Raw genomic sequence first — 15,333 nt, 5'->3', positions numbered from 1 at the left:
CGGCGATCCCGACACCAGACGGTTCGACCCATGAAGCTGCCCGACAAGCTCGGACCCATCCACTTCATCGGCATCGGCGGTATCGGCATGTCCGGCATCGCCGAGGTGATGCACAACCTCGGCTACACGGTGCAGGGGTCGGACGCCTCGGACAACACCAATGTCCGCCGTCTCGCCGAGAAGGGCATGCGCACCTTCGTGGGCCACGACGCCCAGAACGTCGAGGAGGCGGCCCTGGTCGTCGTCTCCACGGCAATCCAGCGCGACAATCCCGAGCTGCAAGCCGCCCGGGAGCGCCGTCTGCCGGTGGTGCGCCGGGCCGAGATGCTGGCGGAGCTGATGCGCTTCAAGTCCTGCGTGGCCATCGCGGGCACGCACGGCAAGACCACGACCACGTCGCTGGTCGCGACGCTGCTGCTGGCCGGCAACCTCGACCCGACGGTGATCAACGGCGGCATCATCAACGCCTTCGGCACCAATGCCCGCATGGGCGAGGGCGACTGGATGGTGGTGGAGGCCGACGAGTCCGACGGCACCTTCCTGAAGCTGCCGGCGGACGTCGCCATCGTCACCAACATCGACCCCGAGCATCTCGATCATTTCGGCTCGTTCGATGCCGTGAAGGACGCGTTCCGGCGGTTCATCGACAACATCCCGTTCTACGGCTTCGCGGTGATGTGCATCGACCATCCGGTGGTGCAGGATCTCGTCGGCCATATCGAGGACCGGCGGATCATCACCTACGGCGAGAATCCGCAGGCGGACGTGCGCCTGATCGACGTGGACCTGCGCGGCGGGCAGAGCCGCTTCCGGGTGATGATCCGCGACCGCCGCCCCGGCTACCGGATGGAGATGGAGGACCTGGTCCTGCCCATGCCGGGCAAGCACAACGCGCTCAACGCCACCGCGGCGCTCGCCGTGGCGCACGAGCTCGGCGTGAAGCCCGACGCGATCCGCCAGGCGCTCGCCGGCTTCGGCGGCGTCAAGCGGCGCTTCACCCGCACCGGCGAGTGGAACGGCGCGACGATCTTCGACGATTACGGACACCATCCGGTGGAGATCAAGGCGGTGCTCAAGGCCGCGCGCGCCTCGACCGAGCACGGCGTGATCGCCGTGGTGCAGCCACACCGCTATACCCGGCTGCAATCGCTCTTCGACGATTTCTGCACCTGCTTCAACGATGCCGACACGGTGATCGTGGCGCCGGTCTACGCGGCCGGCGAGACGCCGATCGAGGGCTTCGACCGCGACAGCCTCGTGGCGGGCCTGCGCTCCCGCGGCCACCGCGACGCCCGGGCGCTGGAGCGGCCGGAGGAACTTTCGGGGATCATCGCGGAGCTCGCCAAGCCGGGCGACTACGTGGTGTGCCTCGGGGCCGGTACGATCACCCAATGGGCCTACGCGCTGCCGGGCGAATTGGCCGCGCGGGGACGGTGAGGGGATGCGCGGGGCCGATCCGGAACCGACCCGTTTCCGGCGATGCCTGCGCGGATCACTGACCGAGGCCGAGCGCCGTCTCCGGTGCTGCTTGCGGGACCGGCGTCTCGGCGGGGCCGAGGTCGTCCGGCAGGAATCGATCAGGCGCTCTGTCGCGGAGTTCGACTGCCGAACGTCACGCCTGATTGGCGAGCGGAATGGCGACCACCACGCGGACAGCGACCATGGCGTTCGGGCCCCGTGGCTGACCGCACAGGACTCTCGCGTCCTGGGGTTCTGGAATGCCGGGATCGTGAACACCGTCGCCCGCGTCCGAGACACGATCTTGTCCGTGCCGCCCTCAACTCACCGCCTGCCGCGAGAGGGTCGCGACGACCCCGTCGTCGGCACGGAACGCCCGAAGGGCGAAGGTGAGGGGGCGGCTTCAGTCAAGCCACAGCTGGAGCCGCCCCCTCACCCTCGGCTGCCGCCCCGATGCGACGACACGGTCGTCGCATCCCTCTCCCCGCAGGCGGGGAGCGGGGAGATCCAAAGATGACCGCATCCCTCCACGACCGTATCCGCGCCGCCGCGCCCGATCTCCGCGGGCGTCTGCTCGCCGACCAGCCGCTGGCCGACCTCACCTGGTTCCGGGTCGGCGGCCCCGCCGAGGTCCTGTTCACCCCGGCCGACGAGGAGGATCTCGCGCGCCTCCTCGCCACCCTGGACCCCGACGTGCCGGTCACGGTCATCGGTCTCGGCTCGAACCTGATCGTCCGCGACGGCGGGGTGCCGGGCGTGGTGGTCCGGCTCGGCGGCAAGGCGTTCGGCAGCGTCGCGATCGACGGCGACACGCTGGCTGTGGGCACCGCGGTTCCCGACATGCGCCTCGCCAAGGCGGCCGCCGAGGCCGGTCTCGACGGGCTCGCCTTCTACCGCGGCATCCCGGGCTCGATCGGCGGCGCGCTGCGCATGAATGCCGGCGCGCATGGCGGCGAGACCACCGACGTGCTGGTGGAGGCGCGCGGAATCGACCGCCGGGGCGCATTGCGCACCTTCAGCCACGCCGACATGGGCTTCTCCTACCGGCATTCGGATGCCCCGGAGGACGTCATCTTCACGAGCGCCCTGTTCCGGGGCAAGCCCGGCGACCGGGCCGCCATCGAGGCGGAGATGGAGCGGGTCACGGCCGCCCGTGAGGCCGCCCAGCCGATCCGCGAGCGCACCGGCGGCTCGACCTTCGCCAATCCCGAGGGCGGCAAGGCGTGGCAGCTCATCGACGCCGCCGGTTGCCGGGGCCTGACCCGGGGCGGCGCCCAGGTCAGCGAGATGCACTGCAATTTCCTGATCAACACCGGCCATGCGACCGCCGCCGATATCGAGGGACTCGGCGAGGAAGTCCGTCGCCGGGTGCGCGAGACGAGCGGCGTCGAGCTGCGCTGGGAGATCCGGCGGATCGGCGCGGCGGCCGCCCCCCGGTGAGCGCGGTGTTCCCGTCTCGCCGATGCGGCCGGGATACGGTGCTCGTCTGCCACCGGTGACCGTCCGGTCCCTGCAGAGTCTGTTTGAAGCCGACCTATTCGAGGTGCCCTGATGTCCAAGCACGTCGCCGTCCTGCTGGGCGGCACCTCCGCCGAGCGCGAAGTCTCGCTCAGTTCCGGCAAGGCCTGCGCCGACGCCCTCGAAGGCGAGGGCTACCGGGTCACCCGGGTCGATGTCGGTCCCGATATCGCCTCCGTGCTGACGGCGCTCAAGCCGGACGTGGCCTTCAATGCGCTGCACGGCCCGGACGGGGAGGACGGCACGATCCAGGGTCTCCTGGAGATCCTCAGGATCCCCTACACCCATTCCGGCGTCCTCGCCTCGGCGCTCGCGATGAACAAGGAGCAGGCCAAGACCGTCATGCGCGCGGCCGGCGTCGACGTGCCGGAAGGCCGGATCGTTAACCGTCGTGAGGCCGCCAGGACACACCCCCTGCCGCCACCCTATGTGGTGAAACCCATCGCCGAGGGCTCCTCGGTGGGTGTGATCATCGTGCGCGACGGGCGCTCGCACCCGCCCCAGATCCTCGGCTCCGAGGAGTGGACGTTCGGCGAGCAAGTCCTTGTAGAACCTTACATAGCCGGCCGCGAGCTCACCTGCGGGGTGATGGGCGACAGGGCCCTCGGCGTGATCGAGGTGAAGGCCGCGACGGGGGATTGGTACGACTACGATGCTAAATACGCCCCGGGGGGGTCGGTGCACGTGCTCCCGGCCGAACTTAAACCAAATGTTTACCAGCGTGTCCAAGAACTGTCGTTAACGGCGCATCAAGCACTGGGCTGTCGGGGCGTCAGCCGTGCCGACCTTCGCTACGACGACACACCGGGTGGAACCGGTCTGCTCGTCGTGCTGGAGGTCAACACGCAACCCGGCATGACCCAGACGAGCCTTGTGCCGGAGATGGCGGCCCATGCGGGCCTGAGTTTCGGTGAGCTCGTCCGATGGATGGTGGAGGACGCTTCCCTGAATCGCTGAGCGGCGACGCCGCCGGCCGGACCGGTCCCGCGCGCCTCGCTGGCGCGATCCTGGGCCGGCTCGCCGGCCGCGTCTCGCCTCGGTCGCTCTCGGTCCGCCGGGCCCGCTCGGGTCAGCGCCTGAGCGAGCGCCTGCCGCGCGGCGTCGGCGTGGTGGCGGTCTCCGTGTCCGCCGCCGCCATGGCGCTCGCCGGTTTCGTGGCGAGCGGCCGCTACGACGCCTTCGTGGCGGAGCAGGGCCGTCTCCTCGACATCGCCGCGCGCGTCGCGGGCTTCGGCGTCGAGCGCGTCACCATCTCGGGCATCTCCCGGATGTACGAGCGCGAGGTGCTGGCCGCCGCCGGCATCGACTGGCGCTCCTCGGTTCCCTTCCTCGACGTCAACGAGGTCCGCGAGCGGCTGCTGCGCGTGCCGCTGATCGCCCAGGCCTCCGTCCGGAAGATCTATCCCAACGAGATCGCCATCACCCAGGTGGAGCGCGAGCCCGCGGCCCTCTGGCAGAAGAACGGCGAGATCAGCGTGATCGCCGCCGACGGCACCGTCATCGACGCCATGCGGGACGACCGCTATGCCAGCCTCCCCCTGGTGGTCGGCGACGACGCCAACACCAAGCTTCCGGAATATCTCGCCCTCATCGCCGCCGCCGGTCCGCTCGCCGAGCGGATCAAGGCCGGCACCTACGTGTCCGGTCGGCGCTGGACCCTCAAGTTCGACGGCATCGACGTGCGCCTGCCCGAGGCCGACCCGGCCGCGGCGCTCGCCCGCCTCGTCCGGTTCGAGCGCGAGGCCGGCCTGCTTGAGAAGGACATCATCGCGGTGGACCTGCGCATGCCGGACCGCCTCGTGGTGCGCCTGACCGAGGAGGCCGCCGCCGCCCGTGCGGAAGCCCAGAAGGCGAAGAAGAAGGGCGCGGCCAGCTGATGCCCTTCCTGTCGATCTCCGCCCGTCCCGCCTCCCGCGTCCGGTAGCGTCAATGCACAGCCAACACGGCCTCACGCCGCGCTTGAAGCCGCTCTCCGCCCGGCGCTCGACCACCCTCTCGGTGCTCGATATCGGCACGAGCAAGGTGGTCTGCCTCATCGCCGAGCTGCAGCCCGCCGAGGCGCTCACCACGCTCCGCGGGCGTACCCACCTCGCGCGCATCATCGGCATCGGCCACCAGCGCTCGCTCGGCCTGAAGGGCGGCGCCATCGTAGACCTCGCCGCCGCCGAGGGCGCGATCCGTCAGGCGGTCCACGCCGCCGAGCGGATGGCCAAGGTCGAGGTCCAGTCGGTCATCGTCAACATGTCGGGCGGCCGGCTCGCCTCGCAGCATTTCCAGGCGCGGGTGAACGTCCGCTCCGGCACCGTCACGGGCAGCGACGTCGAGCGGGTGCTCGAGACCGCGAGCGCCCACGGCGTCAGCCCCGGCCGGGCCGTGCTGCACGCCCTGCCCACCGGCTACGCCCTGGACGGGCAGGGCGCCGTCATCGACCCGTCGGGCATGATCGGCGAGGCGCTCAGCGTCGACCTGCACGTGGTCACCAGCGAGCTGGCCGCCGCCCGCAACGTCATGCTGGCGGTGGAGCATTGCCACCTCGGCGTCGAGGCGGTGATCGCCACGCCCTACGCGGCCGGACTCTCCGCGCTCGTGGACGACGAGGCCGAGATGGGCGTCTGCGTCGTCGACATGGGCGGCGGCACCACCAGCGTCGGCGTGTTCTCCGGCGGGCACCTCGTCCACGTGGACGCCCTGGCGGTCGGCGGCCACCACGTCACCATGGACATCGCCCGCGGCCTCTCCACCCGGATGGCGGCGGCCGAACGGCTGAAGACCCTCTACGGCTCGGCCCTGTCCACGCCTTCCGACGACCGCGACATGATCGCGGTTCACGGGGTCGGCGAGGACGAGGGCGAGGCCCCGGCCCACATCCCGCGCTCGCAGCTCGTGCGGATCATCAAGCCGCGGGTCGAGGAGGTGGTCGAGCTGGTCCGCGACCGCCTGCGGGACGCGGGCTTCGCGGCCCAGGCCGGACGGCGCGTGGTCCTCACCGGCGGCGCCAGCCAGCTCGTCGGCCTGCCCGAGGTCGCCCGCCGCGTCCTCCAGGGTCAGGTGCGAATCGGACGGCCCCTCGGGATCCGGGGTCTGCCGGAAGCCGCAAAGGGCCCGGCCTTCTCGGCGGCGGTCGGCCTGCTGGTCTACCCGCAGGTGGCGCATGCCGAGCATTTCGAGCCGCGCGGGCACGGCGCCTTCGCGGCGACCGGAACCGACAACTACCTGAACCGGGTCGGCCGCTGGCTCCGGGACAGCTTCTAGGGTTTCGCATCCGCCCCCGCGGACGGGCGGATCGAAGAGTATCCGGCGCCCAGGCGTCGCACGGAAAGCACAGTTAGCGAGAGGCTCGACACCATGGCCATCACCCTCCAGGCGCCGGACATCCGGGAACTCAAGCCCCGCATCACCGTCTTCGGCGTCGGCGGCGCCGGCGGCAACGCCGTCAACAACATGATCGAGTCGGGCCTGCTCGGCTGCGAATTCGTCGTGGCCAACACGGACGCCCAGGCGCTCACCTCCTCGAAGGCCGAGCGGGTGATCCAGATGGGCCTGGGCGTGACGCAGGGCCTCGGGGCCGGCTCGCACCCGGAGGTCGGCTCGGCCGCCGCCGACGAGGTGATCGACGAGATCCGTGACCAGCTCTCGGGCGCCCACATGTGCTTCATCACCGCCGGCATGGGCGGCGGCACCGGCACCGGCGCCGCTCCGGTCATCGCCCGTGCGGCCCGCGACATGGGCATCCTGACGGTCGGCGTCGTGACGAAGCCGTTCCAGTTCGAGGGCATGCGCCGCATGCGCACCGCCGAATCCGGCATCCAGGAGCTGCAGGCCGCGGTCGACACCCTGATCGTGATCCCGAACCAGAACCTGTTCCGGGTCGCCAACGAGAAGACCACCTTCGCGGACGCCTTCGCGATGGCCGACCAGGTGCTCTACTCCGGCGTCGCCTGCATCACCGACCTGATGGTGAAGGAAGGCCTCATCAACCTCGACTTCGCCGACGTCCGCGCGATCATGCGCGGCATGGGCAAGGCCATGATGGGCACCGGCGAGGCGTCCGGCGAGAAGCGCGCCAACCGCGCCGCCGAGGCGGCCATCGCCAATCCGCTCCTCGACGACGTCTCCATGAAGGGGGCCCGCGGCCTGCTGATCTCGATCACGGGCGGCTCGGACCTGACCCTGTACGAGCTCGACGAGGCCGCGACCCGCATCCGCGAGGAAGTCGACCAGGACGCCAACATCATCCTGGGCGCCACCTTCGACGAGAGCCTCGACGGCATCATCCGCGTGTCGGTGGTCGCCACCGGCATCGAGCCGCTGCTGATCTCGGCGAACTCGCCCAACAACCCGGCCATCGCCGAGACCGAGCAGCGCATCGCCGAGGTTGCCGAGCGCCTGCGCGCCGAGGCCCGCTCTCGCGCCGCCTCGCCGGTGCCGAGCATCCGCACAGAGTCGGCCGCGCCGGCCCCCGCGCCGCAGCCCAGCACGGAGATGCGGGCCGAGCCGCGGATCGAGAGCCGCATGGAGAGCGCCGCGCCGGTGACCCGCGACGACGTCGTGCTCGCCCCGGCCCAAGCGCGCGCCGCGGCACCGTTCGTCCCGGCTCCCGCACCGCAGCGGGCCGAGCCGGCCACCGCCATCGAGGCCGGCCCGTTCGTGCCGCCGCGTCCCGCCGCCCCGACGGGCACGCCGCTCGCCCGCGCTCCGCGCATGCCGCAGATCCACGAGCTGCCGCCGATCGCCCAGACCCAGATCATGGCGAACCGCGCGGCCGAGGAGGCCGCTCCGGAATCCAAGCGGACCTCGCTGCTGCGCCGGCTCGCCACCGTGGGCTTCGGCGGCCGCCGCGAGGACATGGAGGGCGCCCCGGCAGCCCGGCCGGCCTCTCCCGCCGCCCCGCAGCCGCATTTGGCCCAGCCGCACATGGCCCAGCCGCACATGGCCCAGTCCCACGTGCCGCCGGCCCCCCGTGCCCCGGCCGCGCCCGCGGTGCCGCAATACCGCCCGGCCCAGGGCAACCTCGACGCGCAGGGCCGGGTCTCCGCGCAGCCCCGGATGATGGACGACGATCAGCTCGAGATCCCCGCCTTCCTGCGTCGTCAGGCGAACTGACAGGCCGAGATCTCGGACACGGCAGGGGGCCGGCGGGAAACCGCCGGCCCCTTCGCGCTGCAACAAAGCAACTCGTGGTTGTTACGGCCTGAAACAGGCCTCATCGCGTGGGCATGCGGCGTCTCGCGAGGCCGGGACCGTGGTGCATCCGCGCCACAGAACGGCCGCCGGTTAGCCATGCGTTAACCAAGCTTTAAGCCTTTGGTGGACCAGCGTTTTGCGGCAACGAGCCGGTAAGCGTGTCTGTAACAGACCGTAAGAATCCGTGATTTGGCTGCCCTGTGCGGTGCAGCTATAGAAACCATGTGATCGAGACGACACGCATCGGGACACAACCTGATCGCGTGGGCTAGGGCATCAAGCAGCGGACGGATCAGTCGGTTTTCTCTTCACCCCCGGTCGGGGTGTCGGGATCTGGTCGCGCCCGGGGGCTAAGGAATGCGAACGCACAAACAGACGACCCTCAAAGGGCCGGCGACTCTCTCGGGCATCGGAGTTCACTCCGGCAATCCCGCCGAGATCACGATCCGGCCCGCTCCGGCCAATCATGGCATCGCCTTCCTCCGCACCGGCACCACTCACGGCAACGACCGCCTGATCAAGGCACACCACGCCCTCGTCTCCGCCACGGAACTCTGCACCGTTCTGGGTGACGTCGAGACGGGCGCAGTCGCCACCGTCGAGCACCTGATGTCCGCCCTGTTCGGCCTGGGCGTCGACAACGCCCTGATCGAGATCGACGGCCCGGAGATGCCGATCCTCGACGGATCCGCGCTCCCCTTCGTCCAGGCGATCGACCAAGTGGGGATCGCCACCTGCGACACCCCCCGGCGCTGGCTCAAGATCCTCCGCCACGTCCGCATCGAGACCGGCACGTCCTTCGCGGAGCTGCGTCCGATCGATCGCGGCTTCCGCCTCGATGTCGAGATCGATTTCGAGAGCCCGGTGATCGGCCGCTCCCGCAAGGCGATGGACCTCTCGCCCGCCACCTATCGCCGCGAGATCGCCGGCGCCCGCACCTTCGGGATGATGCGGGACGTGGAGCGCTACTGGAAGGCGGGCTTCGCCCTCGGCGCCTCGCTGGAGAACACCGTGGCGGTCGGCGAGACCGCGGTAGTCAACCCCGAGGGGCTGCGCTTCCAGGACGAATTCGTCCGCCACAAGATCCTCGACGCGATCGGCGACCTGGCGCTGGCCGGGCTGCCGATCCAGGGCGCGTACCGCTCCTATTGCGGCGGCCACCGGATGAATGTCGGCGTGCTCTCGGCCCTCTTCGCCGACCGGGCGAACTACGCCATCGTCGAGGCGCAGGGCTCGCGCCGCGAGACCGTTTTGTCCGAACTCGGCGTCGGCCTCGGCATCGCCGCCTTCGCGGGCGACCTCTAGAAAGCGCCTGTGGCCGGTGGGACACAGCCGGCAACCGATCCTGGCTGCCGCAGCCTTGCCGCTTTCGTGCCCGAATCGAACGGCACGGTTTAACGGTCCGTGAACGGCGGGCACGGCCCGGGGCGGGCCGGATCCACCCACGCGATGGCATGACGGCGCGAGACGGCGCCGGTTCCGGGAAAGAGCGCCAGATGCCTGTCACCATTCGTCATCGCCGGGGAGCGGCCTTCGCGGCGCCCCTCGTGGCCATCCTCGGCCTGGGCCTCGGCGGCTGCGACTTCGACCCGACCAGCATCTTCGCTGAGAAATACAAACCCGAAGTTGTCCCGGACGTCCCGGCCGACAAGCTGTACAGCGATGGCTTGGCCAAGCTCGAGGACAGCGACTACGAGGGCGCAGTCAAGAAATTCGACAATCTGGACAAGCAGTATCAGTATTCCGAGTGGTCTCGGAAGGCACTGCTGATGACGGCCTACGCCAACTACGAAGGCCAGAAATACGACGACGCCATCAGCGCCTCGAAGCGTTACCTGCAGCGGCATCCGGCCAGCAAGGACGCCGCCTACGCGCAGTACCTGATGGCGATGTCGAACTATAAGCAGATCCCGGACGTCACCCGCGATCAGGACCGGTCCGAGAAGGCGCTCGTCGCCCTCCAGGAACTGGTGCAGAAGTATCCGACATCGGAATACGCTGCCGACGCGAAGGCGAAGATCCAGATCACCCGCGATCAGCTCGCCGGCAAGGAGATGGAGATCGGCCGCTTCTACCTCGAGAAGCGGAATTTCCCGGCGGCGATCAACCGCTTCCGCGACGTGGTCGCCAAGTACCAGACCACCCGCCACGCCGAGGAGGCGCTCGAGCGCCTGACCGAGGCCTACTGGGCGCTGGGCATCACCCAGGAGGCGCAGAATGCCGCCGCGGTGCTCGGACACAACTTCCCGGAAAGCCCCTGGTACAAGGACGCCCACGCGCTCCTGGCTCAGGGCGGCCTCGAGCCCCGCGAGGAGAAGTCCTCGTTCCTCTCGAAGATCTACCGCACGGTCACCGGCAAGACCGCCTCGGCCGAGTAGGCATCGGAGCCCGCAACCGGGCCGTCCCGCGCACAGATCGAGGCCCGGAGCCGCCGCTCCGGGCCTTTCCCGTTGCGGCGCCCCCTTGCGTGGTGCGACGCATTTTTGGGGTGAATCCGCGCCGCAGCGGCCTTATGTGTGCGGTCCCGTCCTGAGGAATCCCCGTCGCCGCATGCTGGCGCAGCTCGCGATTCGCGACATCGTCCTGATCGACAGGCTCGAACTGAATTTTCGATCGGGACTCAGCGTCCTGACCGGAGAGACGGGCGCGGGCAAATCGATCCTGCTCGACGCCTTCGCCCTGGCCCTCGGCGGTCGTGGCGACGGCCGCCTGGTGCGTCACGGCGAGGCGCAGGGCGTGGTCACGGCGGTCTTCGACCTGCCCGTCGACCATCCCGCGCGCCGGATCGCGGAGGAGGCCGAGATCGACACCGAGGGCGACCTGATCCTGCGCCGGACCCAGATGGCGGACGGCCGGACCCGCGCCTTCGTCAACGACCAGCCGGTGGGCGTGCAGGTCCTGCGGGCGATCGGCGCGGCCCTCGTGGAGATCCACGGGCAGCACGACGACCGGGCGCTCGCCGACCCCGCCTCGCACCGCGCGATCCTGGACGCCTTCGGCGGGCTTCAGCCCCAGCTCGCCAAGGTCGGCACCGCCGCTCGGGCCGTCCGGACGGCTCGGACCGAACTCGCCGAGCACCGCGCCCGGGTCGAGACGGCCCGCAAGGAGGCCGATTTCCTGCGCCATTCCGTGGAGGAACTCGCCGAACTCGCGCCGCTTCCGGGGGAGGAGGCGCAGCTCGCCGAGCGCCGCACCATCATGCAGCAATCCGAGAAGGTGGCGCGCGAACTCAACGAGGCGCTGGAGGCGGTCGGCGGACCCCATTCCGGCGTGCCGCATCTCTCGGCCGCCCTGCGCAAGCTGGAGCGCCGCGCCGCGCAGCTGCCGGCCCTCGTCGACCCGTGCGTGAACGCCCTCGACGCCGCGATGGTCGCCCTCGACGAAGCCCGGGCGGTCCTCGATGCGGCGGTGGCCGAGACGGAGTTCGATCCCCGCGACCTGGAGCGCGTGGAGGAGCGGCTCTTCGCCCTGCGCGCCGCGTCGCGCAAGTACGACGTGCCCGCCGACGACCTCGCCGCCCTGGCGGAGCGCTACGCCAACGACGTCGCGGCCATCGATGCCGGCGAGGCGGCGCTGTCCGGCCTCGAGGAGGGGCTCGCGACGGCGGAGGCCGCCTACGCCGAGGCTGCCGAGAAGCTCAGCGCCGGGCGCCGCCGGGCGGCCAAGCAGCTCGACGCCGCCGTGAAGGCCGAGCTGCCGCCCCTCAAGCTGGAGCGGGCCCGGTTCATCACCGAGATCGTCACGGATCCGGATTCCCGCGATGCCGCCGGCACCGACCGCGTCGAGTTCTGGGCCCAGACAAACCCGGGGACCAAGCCCGGTCCGATGATGAAGGTCGCCTCGGGTGGCGAGCTGTCGCGCTTCATGCTGGCGCTCAAGGTGGTGCTGGCCGACAAGGGCTCCGCTCCGACCCTCATCTTCGACGAGATCGATACCGGGGTCGGCGGCGCGGTGGCGGACGCCATCGGGCTGCGCCTCGCCCGGCTGGCGGCCACCGTGCAGGTGGTCGCGGTGACCCATGCCCCCCAGGTTGCCGCGCGCGCCGAGACGCATTTCCTGATCGCCAAGGCGCCCGTGAAGGGGGCCGGCCGCGTCGCCACCCGCGTGTCGAGCCTGCCGGTCGCCGAGCGCCGGGAGGAGATCGCCCGGATGCTGGCGGGCGCCACCGTCACCGACGAAGCCCGGGCGGCAGCCGCGCGCCTGCTTCAGGGCGCCGAGGCGTAGCCCGGCGACAGCCTTAACCGTTGGTTGAGCTTAACGATGCGTTAACTATTCGACTTGAAAGTGCCGTCATCCCGGTACCGCGGAAGGCATGGGCGGTCGATGGGCGGGAGGGAGCCATGAAGCCGGCTATCGTCGAGTCCGATGGGCATCTGCCTGCGGGACAGTCGCTGAAGCGGGCGCTCGACACGCGCCAGCTCGGCCTCAACCTTCGCACGGTCTACGAAGGCAGCGTCGACACGCAGCCGATCACCGACACGCACGTCGAGCTGCTTCTGCGACTGCGCCAGAAGGAGCGGGAGCTGCGCCGGGCGATCTGATCCGGCCCCGCGCCGCTACCAGCGGCGCGCCCCCGGCCGTCGACGATACTCGGCGGCACGAATCAACGTCAGCACCCGGTCGAGGTTGACCAGCAGCTCGGCCTCCTCGCGCCGCGCTGCGGCCGCCAGCTCCGGATCGGTGGAGAATTTCTGGCGCGCCTGCGCCAGCGTAAGGGCACGCTCCACGGCTTCCCGCTCCGCATGCAGGGCCGACCAGACCGGGTCGGCATCCGCCCCCGTATCGACCTCCTCGCCGCCCACGATCCGACGTCCTCCCGCTGTCACTGCCGCTGGCATTGCTCCGGCATTGCCGCTGCCCATGCGGGTTATGAACGCGCGAGATCCACGAACCGTGCCGTCCGGCCCGCGGCGCGATGTCATCCCGGTGTCATCTGCCTGTCGTATGCGCCCCTCCATCGGGCGGCCGGCGCTGGGTCTCTTCGGAAGATCGGCCGCAGAGCTCTGCCGCGGGCATGGGCTTGCCGGCAGGGCAGCGCAGGCTCTTGCCCGACGGCAACGGAGAATCCCTTGAGACCCTTCGCTTACGCGCTCGCCGTCGGCCTCGCGACGGTTCAGCTGGCGTCCGCGGCGCTCGCCGCCGATATCACCGGCGCCGGGGCTACGTTCCCCTTCCCGGTCTACTCCAAGTGGGCCGAGGCCTATCGCAAGGAGACCGGCTCGGGCCTCAACTACCAGTCGATCGGCTCCGGGGGCGGCATCAAGCAGATCCAGGCGAAGACGGTCGATTTCGGCGCCACCGACGCGCCCCTCAAGCCCGAGCAGCTCGCCAAGGACGGTCTCGTCCAGTTCCCGACCGTGATGGGCGGCGTCGTGCCGGTGGTGAACATCCCCGGGATCGAGCCGGGCAAGCTCAAGCTCACCGGCGACGTGCTGGCCGACATCTATGCCGGCAAGATCGCCAAGTGGAGCGATCCGCGGATCGCGAAACTCAATGACGGGCTGAAGCTCCCCGACTCCAACATCACCCCGGTCTACCGCTCCGACGCGTCGGGCACGACCAACATCTTCACCACGTACCTGTCCCAGGTCTCCGAGCCCTGGAAGAAGGAATACGGCGCCGCCACGACGATCTCCTGGCCGGTGGGGCAGGGTGGCAAGGGCAACGAGGGCGTGACCGCCACGGTGAAGCAGGTCCCGAACGCGATCGGCTACGTCGAGTCCGCCTACGCCAAGCAGAACAAGCTTTCCTACGCCCTGCTGCAGAACAAGGCCGGCAAGTATCCGCAGCCCGACGACAAGGCGTTCCAGGCCGCGGCGGCGAGCGCCGACTGGAAGGCGACCCCGGGCTTCGGCATCTCCCTGACCAACCAGCCGGGCGAGGCGGCGTGGCCGATCACGGCGGCGACCTTCATCCTGGTCCACAAGGATGCCGTCGATCCGGCCAAGTCCGCCGATGTGCTCAAGTTCTTCAACTGGGCCTACAAGAACGGCGACAAGCTTGCCGTCGACCTCGACTATGTCCCGCTGCCGGACAACGTCGTCGAGCTGATCCACCAGGAGTGGAAGGACGTGAAGGGCAAGGACGGTAAGCCTGTCTTCAACATGTGAGCGTGGCCGGGAGGAGGTGCGAACCTCCTCCCTCGCTTCTCGGAACGCCCCGCGCTACCACGCCCTCTTCGCAGAGAACAGCGGATGCCCGCTTTGACAGAATCGATCGCCCTCGGCCGAACCCGTTCCGCGACGGCGCGGAAGGCGCCGAGCCGGAGCCTCGACACCCTGTTCCGGACCTCCTCGTATGCCGCAGCGCTGCTGGTGCTGCTCGTCCTCGCCGGCATCCTGGGCTCGATCCTCTACGGCGGTTGGCCCGCCTTCCGCGAATTCGGCTTCGGATTCCTGACCTCCAGCGCCTGGAACGTCGGGACCGAGCAGTACGGCGCCCTGGTGGCGGTGATCGGGACCGTCGCCTCCGCCTTCCTGGCGCTCCTGATCGGCGTCCCCGTCTCCCTCGGGATCGCGGTCTACCTCACCCAGCTCTGCCCGGGCTGGGCCCGCAAGCCGGTCGCCATGACGATCGAGCTGCTCGCCGCCGTGCCCAGCATCATCTACGGCATGTGGGGCCTGTTCGTGTTCGCGCCGCTCTTCGCGCGCTACATCCAGATCCCGGTCTCGAACCTCGTCGAGGGCATGCCGATCGTCGGCACGCTGTTCTACGCCCGGGTGCCCTCGGGCGTCGGCGTCTTCACCGCCGGGATCATCCTGGCGATCATGATCGTGCCGTTCATCGCCTCGATCGCCCGCGACATGCTCGACCAGATCCCGACCGTGCTGCGCGAGAGCGCCTACGGCATCGGCTGCACCACCTGGGAGGTGGTGCGCCACGTGCTGGTGCCGCAGGCCTCGGTCTCGATCATCGGGGCGATCATGCTCGGCCTCGGCCGGGCGCTGGGCGAGACGATGGCGGTGACCTTCGTGGTCGGCAACGCCAACCGCCTCTCGGCCTCGATCTTCGATCCGAGCTCGACCATCGCGTCGCGCATCGCCAACGAGTTCAACGAAGCTGACGGCCTCCAGCTCAACGCCCTGATGGCTCTGGGCTGCATCCTGTTCGTGATCACCTTCGTGGTGCTCATCATCGCCCGGCTGCTGACGCGCCGCGTCCAGGCCGCCTGAG

The 15,333-nt window shown here is 70.0% G+C and carries 14 protein-coding genes; 13 read left to right on the top strand and 1 reads right to left on the bottom strand.

Annotation, left to right across the window (positions count from 1 at the left end; translation table 11 throughout):
- The first annotated feature begins 30 nt into the window (after positions 1-30).
- From murC to ABIC70_RS23025, 11 genes are all read left to right on the top strand, one after another.
- A complete protein-coding gene (gene murC, locus ABIC70_RS23075; RefSeq protein WP_043356325.1) occupies positions 31-1,437 on the top strand; it encodes a UDP-N-acetylmuramate--L-alanine ligase in 1,407 nt (468 codons plus the stop codon).
- Between the two features lie 4 nt (positions 1,438-1,441).
- On the top strand, positions 1,442-1,975 hold the full coding sequence (locus ABIC70_RS23070; RefSeq protein WP_354441295.1) for a DUF559 domain-containing protein: 534 nt from the start codon (positions 1,442-1,444) through the stop codon (positions 1,973-1,975).
- Positions 1,972-2,898, top strand: a complete 927-nt coding sequence (murB, locus tag ABIC70_RS23065) for a UDP-N-acetylmuramate dehydrogenase (RefSeq protein WP_053608386.1) — start codon at positions 1,972-1,974, stop codon at positions 2,896-2,898. The genes ABIC70_RS23070 and murB overlap by 4 nt, the downstream gene beginning before the upstream one ends.
- A gap of 111 nt (positions 2,899-3,009) precedes the next feature.
- Complete coding sequence (locus ABIC70_RS23060; protein ID WP_354441293.1) at positions 3,010-3,933, top strand: D-alanine--D-alanine ligase; 924 nt, start codon at positions 3,010-3,012, stop codon at positions 3,931-3,933.
- The gene (locus ABIC70_RS23055) at positions 3,900-4,853 is read left to right on the top strand and encodes a cell division protein FtsQ/DivIB (protein ID WP_342143847.1); all 954 of its coding nucleotides are present in this window, start codon (positions 3,900-3,902) and stop codon (positions 4,851-4,853) included. The genes ABIC70_RS23060 and ABIC70_RS23055 overlap by 34 nt, the downstream gene beginning before the upstream one ends.
- Positions 4,854-4,905: 52 nt before the next feature.
- The gene (gene ftsA / locus ABIC70_RS23050) at positions 4,906-6,228 is read left to right on the top strand and encodes a cell division protein FtsA (protein WP_043384227.1); all 1,323 of its coding nucleotides are present in this window, start codon (positions 4,906-4,908) and stop codon (positions 6,226-6,228) included.
- Positions 6,229-6,321: 93 nt separating this feature from the next.
- On the top strand, positions 6,322-8,079 hold the full coding sequence (gene ftsZ / locus ABIC70_RS23045) for a cell division protein FtsZ (protein WP_354441291.1): 1,758 nt from the start codon (positions 6,322-6,324) through the stop codon (positions 8,077-8,079).
- Between the two features lie 438 nt (positions 8,080-8,517).
- On the top strand, positions 8,518-9,465 hold the full coding sequence (gene lpxC, locus ABIC70_RS23040) for a UDP-3-O-acyl-N-acetylglucosamine deacetylase (RefSeq protein WP_043345543.1): 948 nt from the start codon (positions 8,518-8,520) through the stop codon (positions 9,463-9,465).
- Positions 9,466-9,656: 191 nt separating this feature from the next.
- The gene (locus ABIC70_RS23035; RefSeq protein ID WP_043345570.1) at positions 9,657-10,538 is read left to right on the top strand and encodes an outer membrane protein assembly factor BamD; all 882 of its coding nucleotides are present in this window, start codon (positions 9,657-9,659) and stop codon (positions 10,536-10,538) included.
- 172 nt (positions 10,539-10,710) lie between these two features.
- Complete coding sequence (gene recN / locus ABIC70_RS23030) at positions 10,711-12,384, top strand: DNA repair protein RecN (protein ID WP_043384223.1); 1,674 nt, start codon at positions 10,711-10,713, stop codon at positions 12,382-12,384.
- Positions 12,385-12,500: 116 nt separating this feature from the next.
- Entirely contained in the window at positions 12,501-12,701 is a 201-nt protein-coding gene (locus tag ABIC70_RS23025) for a hypothetical protein (protein ID WP_043345537.1), read from the top strand.
- A gap of 15 nt (positions 12,702-12,716) precedes the next feature.
- Here the strand turns inward: ABIC70_RS23025 and ABIC70_RS23020 are convergent, their stop codons facing one another.
- The gene (locus tag ABIC70_RS23020; RefSeq protein ID WP_043345535.1) at positions 12,717-12,962 is read right to left on the bottom strand and encodes a hypothetical protein; all 246 of its coding nucleotides are present in this window, start codon (positions 12,960-12,962) and stop codon (positions 12,717-12,719) included.
- 267 nt (positions 12,963-13,229) lie between these two features.
- Between ABIC70_RS23020 and pstS the strand changes: the two genes are divergently transcribed.
- Together pstS and pstC are read left to right on the top strand one after the other, a co-directional pair.
- A complete protein-coding gene (gene pstS / locus ABIC70_RS23015; protein ID WP_043345532.1) occupies positions 13,230-14,270 on the top strand; it encodes a phosphate ABC transporter substrate-binding protein PstS in 1,041 nt (346 codons plus the stop codon).
- A gap of 84 nt (positions 14,271-14,354) precedes the next feature.
- Positions 14,355-15,332, top strand: a complete 978-nt coding sequence (pstC, locus tag ABIC70_RS23010) for a phosphate ABC transporter permease subunit PstC (protein ID WP_043345529.1) — start codon at positions 14,355-14,357, stop codon at positions 15,330-15,332.
- The last annotated feature ends 1 nt before the right edge of the window (position 15,333 follow it).

This window comes from Methylobacterium sp. 1973 (assembly GCF_040545035.1).
In the GTDB taxonomy this organism is placed as follows: Bacteria; Pseudomonadota; Alphaproteobacteria; order Rhizobiales; family Beijerinckiaceae; genus Methylobacterium; species Methylobacterium fujisawaense.
The sequence above is the reverse complement of the archived record's forward strand: the minus strand, read 5'-3'. Positions and strand labels throughout refer to the sequence as shown.